Source organism: Halobacillus shinanisalinarum, from assembly GCF_022919835.1.
GTDB lineage: Bacteria > Bacillota > Bacilli > Bacillales > Halobacillaceae > Halobacillus_A > Halobacillus_A shinanisalinarum.
On sequence record NZ_CP095074.1, the window covers coordinates 3,558,792 to 3,577,377 of the forward strand.

General features: G+C 40.7%; 15 protein-coding genes and 2 riboswitches. Of the genes, 9 read left to right on the forward strand and 6 right to left on the reverse strand.

The features are described 5' to 3' along the window. Positions 1-34: 34 nt before the first annotated feature. Positions 35-139, reverse strand: a riboswitch (SAM riboswitch). A gap of 374 nt (positions 140-513) precedes the next feature. Beyond that, positions 514-622, forward strand: a riboswitch (SAM riboswitch). A gap of 215 nt (positions 623-837) precedes the next feature. Continuing rightward, entirely contained in the window at positions 838-2,340 is a 1,503-nt protein-coding gene (locus tag MUO14_RS17605) for a sodium:solute symporter family protein (RefSeq protein ID WP_244751886.1), read from the forward strand. A gap of 231 nt (positions 2,341-2,571) precedes the next feature. Here the strand turns inward: MUO14_RS17605 and MUO14_RS17610 are convergent, their stop codons facing one another. Next, on the reverse strand, positions 2,572-3,714 hold the full coding sequence (locus tag MUO14_RS17610; RefSeq protein WP_244751887.1) for a PucR family transcriptional regulator: 1,143 nt from the start codon (positions 3,712-3,714) through the stop codon (positions 2,572-2,574). Between the two features lie 326 nt (positions 3,715-4,040). Here MUO14_RS17610 and MUO14_RS17615 point away from each other — a divergent pair, with 326 nt between their 5' ends. From MUO14_RS17615 to MUO14_RS17645, 7 genes are read left to right on the forward strand one after another with little or no spacing between them, the layout of a single operon-like run. Continuing rightward, complete coding sequence (locus MUO14_RS17615; protein ID WP_244751888.1) at positions 4,041-5,381, forward strand: aminotransferase; 1,341 nt, start codon at positions 4,041-4,043, stop codon at positions 5,379-5,381. A 20-nt stretch (positions 5,382-5,401) separates the two neighbouring features. Continuing rightward, on the forward strand, positions 5,402-5,683 hold the full coding sequence (locus MUO14_RS17620) for a YhdT family protein (protein WP_244751889.1): 282 nt from the start codon (positions 5,402-5,404) through the stop codon (positions 5,681-5,683). After that, positions 5,680-7,149 (forward strand): sodium/pantothenate symporter, encoded by a 1,470-nt coding sequence (panF, locus tag MUO14_RS17625; protein WP_244751890.1) that lies wholly within the window; start codon positions 5,680-5,682, stop codon positions 7,147-7,149. The genes MUO14_RS17620 and panF overlap by 4 nt, the downstream gene beginning before the upstream one ends. After that, a complete protein-coding gene (locus tag MUO14_RS17630) occupies positions 7,150-8,379 on the forward strand; it encodes a M20 family metallopeptidase (RefSeq protein WP_244751891.1) in 1,230 nt (409 codons plus the stop codon). After that, on the forward strand, positions 8,379-9,467 hold the full coding sequence (locus tag MUO14_RS17635; protein ID WP_244751892.1) for a tartrate dehydrogenase: 1,089 nt from the start codon (positions 8,379-8,381) through the stop codon (positions 9,465-9,467). The genes MUO14_RS17630 and MUO14_RS17635 overlap by 1 nt, the downstream gene beginning before the upstream one ends. Beyond that, positions 9,451-10,197: an SDR family NAD(P)-dependent oxidoreductase gene (locus tag MUO14_RS17640; protein WP_244751893.1), complete on the forward strand. Its 747-nt coding sequence runs from the start codon at positions 9,451-9,453 to the stop codon at positions 10,195-10,197. The genes MUO14_RS17635 and MUO14_RS17640 overlap by 17 nt, the downstream gene beginning before the upstream one ends. An 18-nt stretch (positions 10,198-10,215) precedes the next feature. Then, on the forward strand, positions 10,216-11,658 hold the full coding sequence (locus tag MUO14_RS17645) for an aldehyde dehydrogenase family protein (protein ID WP_244751894.1): 1,443 nt from the start codon (positions 10,216-10,218) through the stop codon (positions 11,656-11,658). Positions 11,659-11,907: 249 nt separating this feature from the next. On the opposite strand, the gene MUO14_RS17650 is transcribed toward MUO14_RS17645, so the two are convergent. The 5 genes from MUO14_RS17650 to gabT all read right to left on the reverse strand — a co-directional run bounded on the left by MUO14_RS17650 (position 11,908) and on the right by gabT (position 16,774). Beyond that, on the reverse strand, positions 11,908-12,072 hold the full coding sequence (locus MUO14_RS17650) for a hypothetical protein (protein ID WP_244751895.1): 165 nt from the start codon (positions 12,070-12,072) through the stop codon (positions 11,908-11,910). A 15-nt stretch (positions 12,073-12,087) separates the two neighbouring features. Next, the gene (locus tag MUO14_RS17655) at positions 12,088-12,375 is read right to left on the reverse strand and encodes a hypothetical protein (RefSeq protein WP_244751896.1); all 288 of its coding nucleotides are present in this window, start codon (positions 12,373-12,375) and stop codon (positions 12,088-12,090) included. Further along, positions 12,350-13,750: an APC family permease gene (locus MUO14_RS17660; protein WP_244751897.1), complete on the reverse strand. Its 1,401-nt coding sequence runs from the start codon at positions 13,748-13,750 to the stop codon at positions 12,350-12,352. The genes MUO14_RS17655 and MUO14_RS17660 overlap by 26 nt, the downstream gene beginning before the upstream one ends. Positions 13,751-14,047: 297 nt before the next feature. After that, on the reverse strand, positions 14,048-15,442 hold the full coding sequence (locus MUO14_RS17665; RefSeq protein WP_244751898.1) for an NAD-dependent succinate-semialdehyde dehydrogenase: 1,395 nt from the start codon (positions 15,440-15,442) through the stop codon (positions 14,048-14,050). Between the two features lie 27 nt (positions 15,443-15,469). Beyond that, positions 15,470-16,774 carry a 4-aminobutyrate--2-oxoglutarate transaminase gene (gene gabT, locus MUO14_RS17670; RefSeq protein WP_244751899.1) on the reverse strand — a complete coding sequence of 435 codons (1,305 nt, stop codon included), beginning with the start codon at positions 16,772-16,774 and terminating at the stop codon, positions 15,470-15,472. Between the two features lie 111 nt (positions 16,775-16,885). On the opposite strand from gabT, the gene gabR reads away from it, so the two are divergent. Next, positions 16,886-18,295 carry a MocR-like transcriptional regulator GabR gene (gabR, locus tag MUO14_RS17675; protein WP_244751900.1) on the forward strand — a complete coding sequence of 470 codons (1,410 nt, stop codon included), beginning with the start codon at positions 16,886-16,888 and terminating at the stop codon, positions 18,293-18,295. Positions 18,296-18,586: the final 291 nt, after the last annotated feature.

Below are 18,586 nucleotides of genomic sequence, written 5' to 3' on the forward strand. Positions count from 1 at the left end.
AAGAGGCTGATAACCGTACATGTATGAGAGCTCTTCCTTATCTTTCAAGCGTTCCCGCCTGCTGGAATTGGCACAGTACTTGATGCAGTCTGTTGCCGAGGTTTCAAAGGGCCAGTCCCTCCACCTCTCGGGATAAGAAATATCATTAAATATTAAGTTGATGAAAAATATACAGCATATCCGAAAAGGTGTCAATCACTACTTTGAAAATATTCTGCAATTTACCCTGCGGTGGTGCAGGTTAAGAGAATTCTAATCATTTAAGTTAAAAATGGTATTTCATATTAGTAGTTGACATACACGAAGACTCCTATGGGAACAGCGTCCAAAGGGAGACCCCGCAGAACGGAACGTAGTGACGTTCGAGGAGGCTCGCTGGCCGCCCATGGAAAGCGAAGTGTATGTCAACTGCGGATTCGGAATTTGAAGCTAATGTTAGTGTTGACAGGGAATTCCTACCTCTGCTATGATGCTTTTTATCAGATTATTTGAACTAATTTTATAACGAATTCGCTCTTATCAAGAGTTGGCTGAGGGATTTGGCCCTATGACGCCCGGCAACCACCCTACAAGGGGAACGGTGCTACTTCCAACAGACAGATTGATGTCTGGAAGATAAGAGGTTGAAGCAGTACATATTTCAGCCTCTTTCTTTTGAAAGGGGCTTTTTTATATGGTCCTGTAAGATGTTGCGGTACAGAAGAATTTTTATTATTAGAGAAAAGGAGAGAGGCATATGTTTACAATCTATTGGATCGCATTAGCTGTTTTCTGGGGAATTGGTTTACTCATTTGGAATCATAGCTATGGAAAATCTACCCAAGGGGGGCGCAACTAATGCAACTCGTTACGGGACCACTATTATGGACACTAGTCAGCCTGTTAGCTCTGTACTTTGTTTTTGTGACGTGGATTGGAAAAAAGGGGAACCAGCATAGTAAATCGATGAACGGTTTTGCAACGGCAAGAGGGAAAGTAAGTCCATGGCTGGTAGGGGCTAGCTATGCAGCAAGCTTCGCCAGTGCCAACTTGTTTATCGGTGTGCCTGGATTAGCTTATGAGCATGGAGTCTCCGTACTATGGTACACGCTGGGTGGCTTTGGGGCTGGCTGGATCGCCCTGCTGTTGTTTGCTAAGAAGTTTTGGAAATATGGCAAGAAGTTCGGCGGGGTTTCCACACTTCCTGAATGGCTGGGGAGAAGATATAACAGCAAAACTTTGCAAGTACTAGTCACTTGTTTGGTGCTGTTTAATGTGTACTATATTGTCGGTCAAAATGTCGGGTTAGCCACGATTTTTGAATCCGTTATCGGCATTCCTTATTTCTGGGGCATTCTGATTGGTGTGACCATTACGATTCTTTATATCGGACTTGGAGGTGCCTTCGCGCAAATTGTTACGGATGGCATTCAAGGAACTCTGATGGTTATTACTTCCATTCTGATCTTTGTGTCGTTATTCTGGACCATAGGTGGGGGGCTGAATGTATTCGGGGAACTTTCTAGTAAACTGGAGGCGATTGATCCGGAGTTGGTCGCACCACTAAATGGACCTTACAATAGTGTCCTGGCCATTTTGTCCGTGCAATTTTTACATATCAGTTTTGTTGTTATGCCACACCTGCTTAATAAAGTGTTATCACTGGAAACCGAGGAGCAGCTCCGGCCATTTACGATGTCAGCGGGTCTCGGCATGTTCTTCATTACTGTGTTAATGGTATTGGGTGGTCTGGCAGCTAGAGTGCTGGCTCCATCGCTTAGTAGTGCGGACTCGGCCATTCCCGTCTATATATTAGAAGCCTTTCCGCCGATCATTGCTGCGATTATTATCGTTGGAATTATTTCAGCCATTTTATCAAGTACAGACAGCTTGTATTTGAGCATTACATCAAGCATTGGAAACGATCTGTACAAGGTGCTGGCTCCGATTCTATCAAAAGGGAAGTTATCACAGCATCAACTGGATGTACGCTCGGTAAAAGTAGCAAAAGGCTCACTCGTCTTTGTTGGTTTGGTCACCTTTTACCTGTCGCTCGATCGACCGGAGTCGCTGGCGATACTGATTCAGTTTAGTTTCTCAGCGATTATCAGTGGTCTCCTTGCGCCGATCGTATTGGGCTATTTATGGGGGAAATCCAATGGGAACGGTGCCATCGCATCATTGATTTCAGGTACTGGGCTCTATGTTATTTTTACTAGCCTGAACGTTTTTGAAAACATTTATATATCCCTGTTCCTTGCCGCTGCTGCTGGGTTTGTTGTGATGATTGTGACGAGCTTAGTCACAACGTCTAATGTAACAAAAGAGGAAGAGGATGTCTTTTTGAAAGATGTTCTTTAAACCTATGAAAAAATAACTCAACGTTGTAGGAAGTTATAGGATAGACAAGTTTTAGATAGGCTACACTCAGCTACAATCTGTACTTTATTTCTGTTGAAGAAGAGCTATGGATTTAGTCAGTAGCTCCAATTTGTTGTCAATGCTGTTCACAAGATTATCGTCTGAGTTTGAAAGGATTACAAACGGATACCTCAATATTCGTGTTAGACAAGCTAGTTATTAATTTAAGGATTATTTATTATTCCTTTTATCTATTATATTTCTAAACGACCAGAGGGCAATTTCCAGGGATAAGCGATCATATGAGGAGGTGAAATCTGTCTTCAAAAGTTTTTTGATCTTATCTAAGCGATGGTATAGGGTTTGGCGCACAATAAAGAGAGCGTTAGCCGTTTCTTGCTTGTTACATTGATGACTTAAATATGTATCTAGTGTAATAAGCAGGTTGCTATCGTTTTCTTGGTCATACTTAATTAACGGGAAAAGATGGTCGTCAATTAGAGTTGAGAGTTTATTCTCTCTTATCAAGGGAACCACCAACTTCTCAATGAACAATTCATCATAGTGTAAGGTTCTTTTTCTTATTAATGAATGATAAATTTTATTTGTTTCCTTAAGGGTGTTAATTGAATGAGCGGCCTCATTCATACTGTGCATTTTTTGACCAATAAGTACTAGGGAAGGTAGTGAGATGAAAAGTTTATCTAGCCTTTTACGAAGTGTATGGATCTCATCATTTAAATCGGACACTATAAGAAATACTCCAGTAGTTTTAGAGGCTAGATTAGTGAAGGTAATATCCAGTCCAAGTTCTTTTCCTAAGATACAAAAGTTAGGAACAGTCTCATCTGGATGAATCAAATAAAGGGAGGCAACCCCAGGATACATGGGATTTGTGGAAATGTCCGACATAACTGCGGTTGACGGATTATTCCACCATTGAATCAATCGCTGTTGGGACGTTAAGTTTTCGTCAGGGAAATAGAGTTGATCATAGATTTTCTTGGTAATATCGATAAATCGTACTTGATTCTCGAACACAATAATAGGGAAGTTGTTTTCTTCAGCGATTTCTACCATCTCTTCGGGTATTTTCTCTACATAAGTGTTTAATTCTACACAGAGACCCGATGCTTGATTTTCAATTAATTCATCCAAAAGTTTTGCACCTAGATGAGGCTTCTCTGCCCAGCCAATACCTGTCGTAAGTATTAATTCTCCTCCATTTATTAAGGCTTCGACCTGATTAACTTCGAGCACATGTGCCCATTTCACGATTCGTTGGGTACCTTTCATCCCGCATACTACTTTAGATTTTTTAAAGCAGTCCATTCCTAATAACATTTCGATTGTGAGAAAGTTATTATCATTCATCTATTTTCCTCCCTCTTTACACACTGTCCAAAAATTTATATTAAGATCTCATGAACTGTCTAATGAAATGTAAGTGCTTACATTATACAATTAAGTTAATATTCAAAATAATCATACCAAAAATTCTTAAAAACCGATAGAGAGGGGCCAAAATGAACAGGATAAATACTGATGGGGTGTGGAAGAGGTTAGCGAATCATAAATAACAAATACAGTAGCCCTGATCGCGTGACACATACGAATCAGTTTACAATCTGTCTAGTGGCGGTGTGACCTTTTATAAGGAAAGAAAAGTTACAATTCGTATTTAAACAGGGAGTGATGAGATGAATGAGACGTTAGAATGGCAATGCAGAGATGAAAATAATGTTATGCACGCCCTAAAGCGAGCTAGTAAGCAACCACTTATAATTGAAAATGCAAAAGGATGCTTTATTAAAGATAGTGATGGTAATAAATATTTAGATGGCATGGGGGGGCTTTGGTGTGTCAATGTAGGATACGGAAGAGAAGAACTTGCTGAGGCAGCAGCAGAACAAATGAAAAATATGTCCTACTTCCCTATGACAAATAGTCATCTCCCAGCAATTGAGCTGGCTGAAAAACTTAACACCTGGCTTAATAATGATTACGTTATTTTTTTCTCCAATAGCGGATCTGAAGCGAATGAAATGGCGTTTAAGATCGCTAGACAATATCACTCTCAAAATGATAGTTCGAGTAGACACAAGATTATTTCAAGATACCGGTCGTATCATGGGACAACAATGGGGGCTTTGGCTGCAACAGGTCAGGCTGAAAGAAAATATAAATACGAGCCATTAGCTGCAGGTTTTTTACACACAGTGCCTCCAGATTGTTATCATTGTCCATTAAATAAGCAACCATCTACTTGTAATCTTGAGTGCACAGACTTAATAGATCATACGATTACTTGGGAAGGGAAGGAAACTGTAGCGGCTATTATTATGGAACCCTATATTTCTGGAGGAGGCGTTCTAATTCCGCCAAGGGGATATATGGAAAGGGTAAAAGATATATGTGAAAAACATGGAGTACTCTTGATTGTAGATGAAGTGATTAATGGTTTTGGACGAACAGGGGAAATGTTCGGTCACTTTCATGAGGATGTAACGCCAGATATCATAACAATGGCGAAAGGGCTTACTAGTGGGTATCTCCCATTATCGGTCACAGCAATTCACAAAGACTGTTATGAAGCATTTGAAACCTCTGAAAAATATGACCACTTTCGAAGTGTAACAACCTTTGGGGGAAATCCAGCAGCCTGCGCAGTCGCGCTGAAAAATATCGAGATTATCGAGAGGGAGAAGTACATTGAGAATGCTTACAATCAAGGGGAGCAGCTTTACGAGGATATGAAAGAACTCCTTTCTCACCCTAATGTTGGGGATATTCGATATAAAGGATTAATGATGGGAATTGAACTTGTTGAAGATTCTATTAATAAAACACCCATTCACGAAGATAAGTTGAATTTGGTGCTAAGCAAGTGTAAAGAAAAGGGAGTTATTATTGGAAAAAATGGGGATACCGTAGCCGGTTTTAATAATGTGTTAACGATTGCCCCGCCATTATCGATCGATGCAGGAACTATAAGATTCCTTAGTGGTGTCGTGAAAGCTTCCATTTACGAAACTTTATAACTTAATGGGGAGGTGGGAAAATGGCTCCAAAGAATCAAGACTATCGTTTTAAAATAGCAAACCGAGAGGCCTTAATCGGTGTTGCTTTAGCTATCATTAACTTCGTTTGGTGGTTTGCTTTTGCCTATGGGTTAGGAAGTAAACCACCAGAAGAGTATAATTATGTGTTTGGTCTGCCATCATGGTTTTTTTATAGCTGCGTGGGTGGCTTTATTTTTATAACTGTTCTGGTTATTTTTATTGTTAAATTCTTTTTCGTAGAGGTGCCATTTGAAGATGAAGATAGGGGTGATCAATCATGAATGTAGCCGTTATAGTACCACTATTACTTTTTTTAGTTATTATTTTTGCGGTTGGATTTATGGCGAGTCGATCCCTTAATAAGTCTAATAATGACTTTATGCAAGAATACTTTCTAGGCGGTCGCCAGCTAGGTGGCTTTGTTCTAGCTATGACCATGATTGCCACTTACGGAAGTGCCAGTAGTTTTATTGGTGGGCCTGGAGTAGCTTATACACAAGGGTTTGGTTGGGTTTTGCTCTCCATGTCACAAGTGGCTACGGGATACTTTGTTCTTATGATTTTAGGAAAGAAATTCGCCATTATGGCAAGAAGGTATAATGCGGTCACGTTAACAGATTTTTTAAAAGGTCGTTATCAGAGTAAATGGGTTGTGCTAACGGCGGCTTTTAGTATTATTATTTTTCTATTTTCTGCAATGGCAGCCCAATGGGTGGGTGGTGCAAGATTAATAGAATCTTTAACAGGAATATCTTACACTACATCCCTTTTTATTTTTGCTGTATCTGTGCTCATTTACGTAGTTATCGGTGGGTTTAAGGCCGTTGCCTTAACGGATACTGTCCAAGGCGTGGTTATGTTTGTTGGAACCTTAGTCTTATTAATCGCTACGATTGTTGCTGGTGGTGGTATATCTAATATTATGGCAGACCTAACAGCAGAGAACCCAGATTTGATTACTCCATTTGGTGCAGATGGCAGTTTAACACCAACTTATGTTTCTTCCTTTTGGATCCTCGTTGGTGTAGCAGTAGTCGGGCTTCCTCAAGTTACAGTACGGGCTATGTCCTATAAAAGCTCGAAAGCGATGCACCGTGCCTTACTTATAGGGACGATCGTGGTTGGATTTATTATGTTAAACATGCATCTAATTGGTGTCTTTGCGCGTCCGATCCTCCCAGGAATTGAAGTGGGGGATAAAGTTATGCCGCTGATCTCGTTAGAAGTGTTACCTGCTTGGCTAGCCGGGATTGTCTTAGCCGCCCCTATGGCTGCGATTATGTCAACAGTAGACTCTTTACTTCTTTTAGTTAGCTCATCGGTAGTTAAAGATATCTATATAAACTATATCAAACCAGATGCGTCACACCAAAGAGTAAAAAACTTAAGCTTCGGAGTGACTACTGTCTTAGGGGTACTCGTTTTCTTAATGGCACTTAATCCACCAGACCTGTTAATTTGGCTTAACCTATTTGCGTTTGGCGGTTTGGAAGCAACGTTTATTTGGCCGGTTGTCATGGGACTTTATTGGAAAACTGGCAATAAATACGGGGCACTCTCCTCTATGGCAGTTGGGATCGGCTCTTATATTATCATCGATCTCTTCTTTACATCACCATTTGGTATGCACAGTGTCGTTTTACCAGTTATTTTCTCCTTTATTGCATACGTAGTCGTTAGTTTAGCAACAAAAAATGTAGCTGTGAATGATTATATCGCCCAACAAAAAATGGAAAGGAGCATGTAAATGAAAACAAATCAACTCCATTCTCAACAAACGAGAGATCGTGAAGCTGTCATATCACTAACTCAAGAATTAGTCAGAATCCCTAGTGTTTACCGCCCGGGAGTAGAGGGTGGGAATGAAGAAAAGGTAGCCAATTATGTAGCTGACTATTTGAAGCAAAAGGGAATTGAAGTTCATATAGAAGAAGTTGAACCGGGGCGGCCAAATGTCATAGGTGTTGTGGATTCTGGCAAACCTGGGAAAACGCTCCTTCTTGAGGGGCATACGGATGTGGTGACAGAGGGGGATCATAGTGCATGGAGATATGATCCGTTCGGAGCTGAAATTGTCGAGGGAAGGATGTATGGACGAGGAACGAATGATACGAAAGGAAATCTGGCCTGTATGATTACAGCTGTAGACTCTATCTTGCAAGATGAGGAAGAATTTACAGGTAAAATTATTTTATGTATCCCTTGTGATGAAGAAAGCATGATGATTGGAATCAAACATTTTATTAAAAATGGCTGGGCCGATAGAGTAGATGGTGCCATTATTTGTGAACCTGAGGAAAATCAAGTATGTATAAGTCAACGCGGCGCTATGAGGATAGAACTGAAAACGTACGGGAAAATGGCTCATGGTGCGATCTCATGGAGTGGCATAAATCCTAATTGGAGGATGGCACGAATAATTGTTGAACTTGAAAGGCTAGAAAAGAAAGAGCAAGAGCGTCTAGGTAAGCATCCAACACTAGGGTGGCCGAGTATTACCCCAACGATCTTAACTGCACCAGTCAAAGGCGAGGCACAAATTAATGTTATTCCGGAACAGTGTATGACAACACTAGATATAAGGACGGTGCCGGGCCAAGACCACGAGGAACTTAAACAGGAGATTCTTGAGATTTTTACAAGACTTAAAAAAGATGATGAATATTTCAAAGCAGATTTTGAAGTGATAGAGGATCGTCCTTGGACAGAAACCGATAAAGAAGAGGCTGTGGTGGAAGCGGTCGCCAAAGCTGTAAAAGATGTGATGAAACAAGAACCTAAATATAATGGAGTTCCGGGAGCTACCGATGGGACCTTTCTTCATATTGCTGGAGTTCCTATAGTGACTATTGGAGCTGGTGATCGAGAAATTCCCCATCAAATTAATGAATATGTGGATATAGAAGAATTAGCTGAAACCACCCAAATCTATCGCCAAGCATGCTTGAACTTTCTTAATGAAGATGGTGACTATTAATGCATAACATTGCTGTGATTCCAGGTGATGGAATTGGGCGGGAAGTTATGGAGGAAGCCTTATGCCTATTAGAAGAAATTTGCAAGACTAATTCTCTCCTTACCATCGAATGGGAAATATTTAGTTGGAGTTCAGAATATTACTTGCAGCATGGAGAAATGATGCCAAAGAATGGTCTGGACACCTTAAAAAAGTATGATGCTATATTGTTTGGAGCCATCGGTGACCCTCGTGTTGCAGACGAAGTGTCCATATGGGATTTAATCATGCCCATTCGTAAGGGGTTTGAGCAATATATTAACTTTCGGCCGATAAAACAATTAGCAGGTATAAACGCTCCTCTACAAATTGATAAGGACATTGACTTTGTTATCATTCGTGAGAACGCAGAAGGGGAATACTCCAATATGGGAGGAAACCTCTATCAAGGTACATCTCAGGAAATGGCTGTCCAGAACACAGTCATGACGCGTGAAGGCGTGAAGAAGGCGAGTGCCTTTGCTTTTAAATATGCCCGGTCAAAGAATTATAAAAAAGTAACGAGTGCTACGAAATCTAATGCGATTTTGCATACAATGAAGCTCTGGGATAGGGAAGTGGCATCCGTTTCTAGCAATTATGAAGATATCCATTTTGAGTCTGTTTATATTGATGCCTTAACGGCTTACTTTGTCCAACGACCTGAGGAGTTTGGGGTAGTCTTAGCATCGAATTTGTTTGGCGATATTTTATCTGATCTAGGTTCATCTATTGTGGGTGGTCTAGGAGTCTCGCCTTCAGCCAACATTAATCCTGAGGGGAACTACCCATCCATGTTTGAGCCTGTCCATGGATCTGCTCCGGACATTGCAGGCCAAGGAATCGCAAACCCAATTGCACAAGTTTGGTCGTTAGCTCTTTTGCTCGAACATTTAGGATACGAACAACCCGCTGATGCCATTTTGCAATCGATTCAACATGTTATTCAAGAAGGGATCGTAACCCCGGATTTGGGAGGAACTTGCACGACTAAACAGGTAGGAAAAGCCATTCGAGATCAAGTTAAGTCAAACTTGTTGGGGGCCGAAAAGTATGAAAGTTCAAGGTAAGACGATTGTGGTGACTGGAGCCAATGGAGGAATGGGAATAGCTGTCGTTAAACAATTACTTGAAGAGGGAGCCCAAGTAGTAGGCTGTGATTTGAAAGGTGATCAATTAACAGGGTTGGGACAAGAAAAGCTAGTGATTTTTGAAGGGGATTTACTAGAGGAGTCATTTGTCCGGCACGTATTTTCCAAAGCCAATGAACGTTTTGGGAAGATTGATGGATTGGTTAATGCGGCGGGTATGGCTCAACAAGCCACTCCCATAGAGGAAACTACACTAGATATGTGGCATAATCTATTAGATATTAATATGACTCTACTATTTTTAAGCTGTAGAGAAGCGGTCAATTATATGAAGAAACAACAGAATGGAACGATAGTCAATGTTGCATCCATATCGGCTGTACGGCCTCGTCCTGGATTACAATCATACATTGCATCTAAGGGCGGTGCAGAAAGTTTTTCAAGGGCGCTAGCTATCGAATTAGCGCATGAAAATATCCGAGTTAATACGGTTCATCCAGGTCCATGTGATACGAATATGCTTGAACAGTTTGCTGCTGAAGGTACGGATATGGAAAAGGCTAAAGAGGACATATTTAAGAAAAGTGTCCCTATGGGAAAACTGCTTACGCCCGAGAACATTGCTTCATCAATCGTTTTTCTGCTATCTGAGGAAGCGGACATGGTGACAGGTGCTACCCTAAATGTAGATGGTGGAAGAGGAATATAAAGAGAGAAAGGTGAAAAAATGGATAATCTCTTGATGTATGTAGATGGGGAATGGAAAGCTAGTCTTTCTGGTAAGACCATTGAGTTTTTGGATCCTTCAAACCAACAACCGCTTGGGACTATACCAAGAGGTGAGAAGGTTGATGTCGATACTGCCGTGTCAGCTGCAAGGAAAGCTTTTGAAAGTGAGCTTTGGCGAACCATAAAACCTCACGAAAGAGGCTATATATTAACGGAAATGGCTAACAAAATTAGGTTCAATAAAGATGAACTAGCAAATCTCGAAACGTTAGATGTGGGAAAGCCTTTATCGCAAGCTTATTCAGACGTAGAAGCTGCGGCAAGATATTTTGAATTTTATGCAGGAGCAGCAGATAAGATAATGGGGGAAACGATTCCTATAGAGGATGGAATCATTGATTTTACCGTTCGTGATCCGATTGGTGTTACCGCTCATATTATCCCTTGGAACTATCCGATTCAAATTAGCTCCAGAAGTACGGCAGCGGCTATAGCCACTGGAAATACAGTGGTTCTTAAAACAGCTGAAGATACGTCACTAACAGCATTAAAACTAGCAGAGTATTTTCACGAAACCAACTTACCAAGAGGAGTCTTCAATGTCATCACTGGACTGGGTCACGAGGCAGGGGCAGCCTTGTCTACACATCCTGATGTAAACCACATTACTTTCACAGGGTCTGTGGCCACAGGTAAGCAAATTATGAAATCAGCTGCTGAAAATATTGTTCCAGTCACATTAGAGTTAGGGGGCAAGTCTCCCAATATTGTATTTGCAGACTGTAATGAAGAGGAAGCACTTAATGGTGTGGTGAGATCTATAATTCAGAACGCAGGACAAACATGTTCAGCTGGATCGAGGCTACTTATTGAAGATAACTATAAAGATAGATTCCTTTCTTTATTAAAAGAGAAATTTAAGAAAGTTACAATTGGACCTGGCAAAGATGATTATGATTTAGGACCTATTCTATCAAAAAATCAATTTGATAAAGTCTCTTCTTTCATTGAAAAGGCTCGGGAGGAAGGAGAGGTTATAACAGGAGGGGAAAGGGTAAATATAAAAGGTTTCGAAGATGGTTATTATTTGCAGCCTACCATTATCGACCACATATCCCATGAGAGTGATATAGCTCAACAAGAGATTTTTGGTCCGGTTTTATCGGTCTTTCCATTTGAAGATGAACAAAAGGCCGTTGAGTTAGCTAATGGTACCGACTATGGGTTAGTGACCGGAATTTGGACTGAGAATATCGGGAAGGCTCACCGAATAGCAGACAAAGTTCTTGCGGGCCAATTATTTATTAATAACTATGGAGCAGGTGGAGGAATTCAAATGCCTTTTGGTGGATATAAAAGAAGTGGCTTTGGCAGAGAAAAAGGGTTGATTGCATTGAAAAATTATACTCAATTGAAAAACGTAGCTATTAAATATAAATAGGATAGCTATAACCTAAGACCAATATGCACTAAGATTTTTAATAGCAACTGTGGTTCTGGGTCTGTCTCTCAGTGCTCAAAAGCATTGGGGGACAGTGAGATTATCCCCTTAAAGTAGACACTTTTAGAGTGAGGGTGTTACGTTGCCTTTAAAGAGTGATGCATCGTGGCGAAACATATACTGACTGATCCCCTTTTTACAACGCAAAATCATAAGCCCTAATATCCTTTGGGCTTATGATTTACTTATTTATTCGACCTTTTCTTCAACTTGTACTTTTTCTGCAGTAGAAGGCATAAACGTAAGGGTTAACAACATGATAAGAGAAAGAGGGAACCCGACGAAAACCGGATGTATATCGAAAGGATCCCCTGCAAACTGCCAGCCTAAAGCTAGAATAATCCCTGACCACATAGAAGCAACGCCTGCTCAATTATCGGGTTTGTCCCAAAAAAGTCCGATTAAGATGGGAGCCAAAAGGCCGGCGACAAGAATAGCTGATCCTGTCATCCAAAGTTCTACCAATCTAGGAATAGCTAGTGCCAATAGTAGAGAAAAGATCGACATAGCAATAACTATCAATCTACTTAGGAGTAATAGTCTGGAGTCTGTCTGCTCTTTTTTCATTTGAGACTGGCAGCCCCAATGGTTAGGAATGGGATGAGAATATCTCACGACCAACTCATCATTGTCAGCTGCTTTGCCTCTTATCAGCATCAGTTGAAAGTTCCCTTTTCGTTGGTCTAGTTCTTTTAACTCCAAACCAATATAAACCAAAACCAAGTAAGCACCATCCGCCTAAGATAGCCCATTCCATTGGCCAAAGAAGTCCTGATGGCATGCCTGGAAAATAAAAACTAATAAAGAGGGTACTTAACATAATGGCAAGTATGCCGGTTGTTTTCCAATACTTTATCTTGTAGGGGCGTATCAACTCAGGTTCTATTTTTCTGAGTTTCAAAAAGGATATGGAAACAATCAAATATCCCACAACAATTCCGACACCGCCAGCATTTACGAACCAGTTTAGAGCAGATCGGCCTAATAGTGGCGCTAAGAAAGCAAGAATGCCTAAAAAAACAATAGCGTGTGTCGGTGTTTTGTATTTAGGATGGACGTGAGCAAACCATTTAGGGATCATATCCCTAATAGCCATTGCATATAGGATACGACTTCCGCCAATTATAAAGGCGTTCCAGCTAGTGATAATACCTGCAACACCGCCTAAAACAAGAATGGTTCCGAACAGCTGACTCCTGAATAGGTTGACCATTGCGTCGGCAGTAGCAAGTTCAGTGGTCATAAGTTCAAATGGCGTTAATCCAATTGAAACACCAAAAGCAATCAGCACGTAAAAAATGATCGATGTAATAATCGATATGATCAATATCCGGCCGATGAACTTTGGGGGGGATTTTATTTCAGAGGCTATTTGCGGAATGACATCGAAACCGACAAATAGAAACGGGATCATCACGAGAACTGACATTATACCTCCAAAACCATTATCAAATAATGGCTGCATGTTTTCCGCATCCCCGTTCTTTATAGCACCGAAGACTAGTAATAGGCCAATCAGAACAACTATAATTGTGAAAACACTCTGAAGGATAGTTGCTGGTTTAATTCCAAAATAGTTTAGCGATGTCAGTAGAAAGGCTCCAATCGATCCGATTAATACCCAAGTAAGGTAAACATCCCATCCCCCTAATGTCCACAGATATCCTTGGTGTTCGAAGGGAATGATGAAATCAATTACTGTTGGCAACGCTACTGCTTCAAAGGTAATAACAGATACATAGCCGAACAAGACAGCCCAGGCAGACATGAAGCTAAGTTTTTTATTAAAAGCACGTAATACAAAGACTAGACCTCCACCGGTTTCAGGAATGGCAGAAGCTAGTTCTGCATACGTAAGACCGATAAAAATAACGAGTAATCCTCCCAAAAGAAACGCTATAGCGCTTCCAGCAAATCCGGCTGTGGATATCCACTGACCGGAAAGGACAACCCATCCCCAGCCAAGCATCGCGCCCATGGAAAGGAACAGAACATCCACCAATGACATGGACTTTGAAAAACTTTTATCCATAGTATAGACTCCTTTTTTATGATAAGTGAATATACATACTCTTTAGTGTGTCAATGTTTTAGAAAAAGCTGTGGTTCATCCCATAGATCACTAATTACTTAGTGTAACTATTCCTGACTGTATTACTGCGGTTACTTCTTCTTTCATCATAAACTCTTCCTTTTCGCCATTATGAATTTGTAAGCGATTTCGGTTTTCACTGTGTAACTAGACATTCAGGGACTGACTGAATGCCGTGTCATTATGCTACTATCATCCATCTTTATACAGTGAATCTTAAACTAGAGCGATCATCTCTTATGACAAATTCCCGATCGATACATACTTTGTTTCTAAGTACGGCTCGATTCCTTCCGAGCCGCCTTCACGGCCAAGACCGCTTTCTTTCATGCCCCCGAAAGGTGCATGAGCAGCGGAAGGAGCCCCATCGTTCCATCCGATAATGCCAAAATCTAAATGTTCATGGAAGAACGTACCTACTCTATAATCATTCGTAAAGAAATAGGCGGCAAGTCCAAAGGGAGTACTATTGGCAATCGTCACAGCTTGCTCATTTTCTTGATAGGTTGTAATCGGGATCACTGGTCCGAACGTTTCTTCATGCATGATCTTCATGTTCACATCTACATTTTTCAAAATAGTTGGATGAACGAAGAAGCAGCCTCTTTCCTTATTAGACTGATAGTGATTACCGTACAGCACTTCAGCCCCTTTATCAATCGCATCATTGACCTGGGACACAATTTTATCAAAGCCCTGTTCATTAATCACGGGTCCTACTTGGGTATCTTTCTCCAGTCCATCGCCCACTTTTAATTTGCGTACTTCGTTCGTTAATTTTTCTGCGTATTCTTCTGCAATCCTTTCATGAACAAGGACTCGGTTGACGCAGATACATGTTTGCCCGGCATTTCTAAATTTGGAAGCGATAGTTTGCTCAACGGCCAGATTAAGATCAGCATCCTCGGCGATGATCAGCGGCGCGTGACCACCTAATTCCATGGAAACATGCTTCACCGTATCTGTACTGTTTTTAATTAGTAACTTTCCAACAGGTGTAGAACCAGTGAACGTCAATTTTCTTACATATTCACTGTCTGTAAATAGGGGACCAACTTCACTGCCGAAGCCATTGACGCATTGCAACACATCAGACGGGATACCAGTCTCATGAGCAAGTTCGATTAATCTTATCGTAGTTAAGGGTGTTTCTTCTGCCGGTTTGATGACAAAAGTACAGCCGGCAGCCAAAGCTGGCGCGGCCTTCCTTGTCATCATGGCTGCAGGGAAGTTCCATGGGGTAATGGCTGCAACTAATCCTACGGGCTGCTTGCTTACGATAATTCGCTTTGATTCAGAATGGGTGGGAACCGTACGTCCATATACTCGTTTGGCTTCTTCCGCATACCAATCAATGTAACTTGCGGCATAGTCGACCTCACCGAGCGATTCCTTGATAGGTTTTCCACTTTCTAGTGTCATAAGCTCTGCGATTTCTTCTTTATTTTCCTTTACCTTTCGTGACCAATCCTGTAACAATCTTGAACGTTCATGAGCATTTACTTTGGACCATTTTTGAAAACTTTCATAACCTTTTTTTAAGGCCTGATTTATCTCTGTTTCCGTATTTGCCTTCACTTCTTGAATGAGTTCTCCTGTTGCAGGATTTGTTACGTTGATGGATGTTGCCATACATTTGAACCTCCTTTAGCCATCGTTTTAGTCAAAAGCTTTTTCTACTATCGATAGTCCTTTTGATAACTCTTCATCTGTAATCACAAGTGGTGCTAAAAACCGAATCACATTTCCATTTAATCCGGCAGAAAGCAGCAGTAGTCCGTGTTCGTTTGCATATTTGGTAATTTCAGCTGTTTTATGTTTATTAGGTAACTTGTTCGAACGGTTATCAACGATTTCAACCGCAGCCATGGAACCTAAGCGGCGAATTTCTCCCACGTATTCATGCCTGTCTTGTAATTCTTTCAGTTTACATTCAATGCTCTGTCCAAGCTTTTCCGACTTTGCCAGCAAATCTTCTTCTTGGATAGCATCAATGACAGCTAATGCAGCCGCACAGGCAACAGGGTTTCCCGCATACGTTCCACCTAATTCACCTGGGTTCGCTGCATTTAAAATCTCTGTTCTGCCGACAACTCCGCTTAATGGCAAGCCAGCAGCCAATGATTTAGAAACCGTCATGAGATCAGGGGTCACATTAAAATGTTCGATTCCAAATAACTTCCCTGTTCGGCCAAAACCTGTCTGAATCTCATCGGCAACAAAGGTCATGCCATGTTCTTTACAGAAATCACTTACAAACTGAACGAATCTCTTAGGAGGAATAACAAATCCACCTTCACCTTGAACAGGTTCCATTACTACACAGGCAACGGTTTCCGGAGCAACTGTGGCCGTGAAAAACTCTTTGAATTCTTCAATTTTTAAATCAATATATTCGTTATCAGTCAAATTCTCTGGCTTGTGATACAGATAAGGAGAGGGAGCCTGGTATAATTCCGGTGTAAATGGACCGAATCCAAATTTGTATGGTTTCACTTTACTGGTCATACCCATGGTCAAATTTGTTCTTCCATGAAAGCCGCGAGTAAAGGATACAACAGCTTGTCTGCCGGTATATTTACGGGAAACCTTTATCGCATTTTCTACCGCTTCAGCACCTGAATTAAACAGCATGGCCTGTTTATCAAAATCACCCGGTGTAATTTGGCATAGTTTTTCGGCTAGATTAATATACCCCTCATACATCATGACATTAAATCCTGGGTGCAAAAATTTCTCAACCTGTTTATTTACTGCTTCTGTGACCTTTGGATGACTATGGCCCACATTCAATGTTCCGATGGCCCCTGCAAAATCAATCCATTCATTTTGATTTAAATCTGTTATCGTAGCCCCTTCTGCATGGTGCGCAATATTCAGATTCCCATTACTTACCCCTTTAGGGATATATTTGTTTCGTTTATTTTGAAGTTCTTCCGTTGTCGTTAGATTAACTACTGCCATCATCGAACCTCCTCGTTTTTTAAGAGTATATCGACTAGTGTGACAATTAATTGGTATACTGAAAAGAACCAGGTGGAAATTATTTATGGTACCAGAAGGATGAGATGGCTGATGATTTTTATAAAATTAAATAAAGAAAACAACTCTACTTATATCTATCAACAGATTTATGAAGAATTAAAAAAAGGCATATTAGGACAAAAAATGATTAGCAACGAAAAGCTGCCTTCGAAAAGGAATTTGGCGGAGCAATTAAATGTAAGCATTAACTCTGTCTCAAACGCCTATGAACAATTATTGGCCGAGGGATATATTTACACGATTGAAAGAAAAGGGTACTATGTCGAAAATATTACCGAGTTTATTAATCAACAAGACACGGTCAAGCCTAATTTACCAAGTGACTTAAAAGAGCATGCCAGTCATAAGGAAGGCTGGCTATCCCTATCACATATGACCGCGGATGTGTCTATGTTTCCGTTCAAAGAATGGTTGAAATGCCAGAATAAGGCGGTAAAGAATCATAAACAGGAACTCTCAGAAATTGCCCACCCCCAAGGGCCTTATATTGTAAGAGAAACCATCGCCCGTATGATCGCATTAACACGCGGTGTCATGTGTGAACCTGAGCAAATTGTGATTGGGACAGGAACACAACCTTTAATTCGTCAATTAATGGACGTACAGAGGAATGATACCAGGGTTGCCATAGAAAACCCCGGCTACTTCCGTATTTATCAATTGTTAAAAAGTATGAACTATGATGTATCCCCCGCTCCATTAGATGAAAAGGGGATCAATATAAACAAAGTAGAGGAGATTGATCCGAACTTTCTATTTATTACACCCTCACATCAGTTTCCAACCGGCATTATTATGCCTATTTCAAGACGAATTGAACTCCTTAACTGGGCCGCGCTTTCGAATGACCGATACATTGTCGAGGATGACTATGACAGTGAATTTAAATACGGAACAGACAACATTCCGTCCCTGCAAAGTCTGGATCGAAATCAGCGGGTCATCTATACGGGTACATTTTCAAAAACGCTGCTGCCCGGTTTCCGGATCAGCTATATGGTATTACCACCGAATCTGTTGCGGGTATATAAGAAGTATTATTCGAGTTGGATACAAGGCAGTAATTCATTTACTTTGTACACTCTCCACTATTTTATTAAAAGCGAAGCCTACGCGAGACACATTAAGCGAATGAATCATCATTATGAAATGAAAAGAAAGAATTTAATAAAGCAGCTGCGACTGAGATTCCAAGACGGTATAACGATAAAAAATATACCAGCCGGGCTTCATTTTCTTGCTGAGTTTAAAACAGAGAGGGGATATGAGGAAATTGAGGCAAGAGCAAAACAGGAACAATTGGAAATCTATACGATAAAGCGGTTTATGTTAAAAGGGGTTACAGAATATAATAAACTTGAGTTAGTAATTGGTTTTGCAAGTATACAAAATGAGGATATCAATGAGGCTGTAGATAGGTTATATAGAATTATGAAGTGATGTAAATATAGGATCAGGTGTGTCAACTCTACCTATTAAGGAAATAGAGTTTTAGTAATACATCGGTAGAATGGAAAGAGTTGAGTCGGGTAGATACAGAAAACTACAAACCAAGTCGACGAAAACACCTTGGGAATTCTTTCGGGTTCTTCAAACGTACTTGTATTTACCAGGTAAAAAGATGTTAAAAGATCTGAATAGAAAGGGAGAAGAAATCAAGGGAAACAAGGTCGGTTTAAGAGGGCCTCTTCCCTTTTTTCATCTAACTTCAAAAGTAATTGTATAATATTT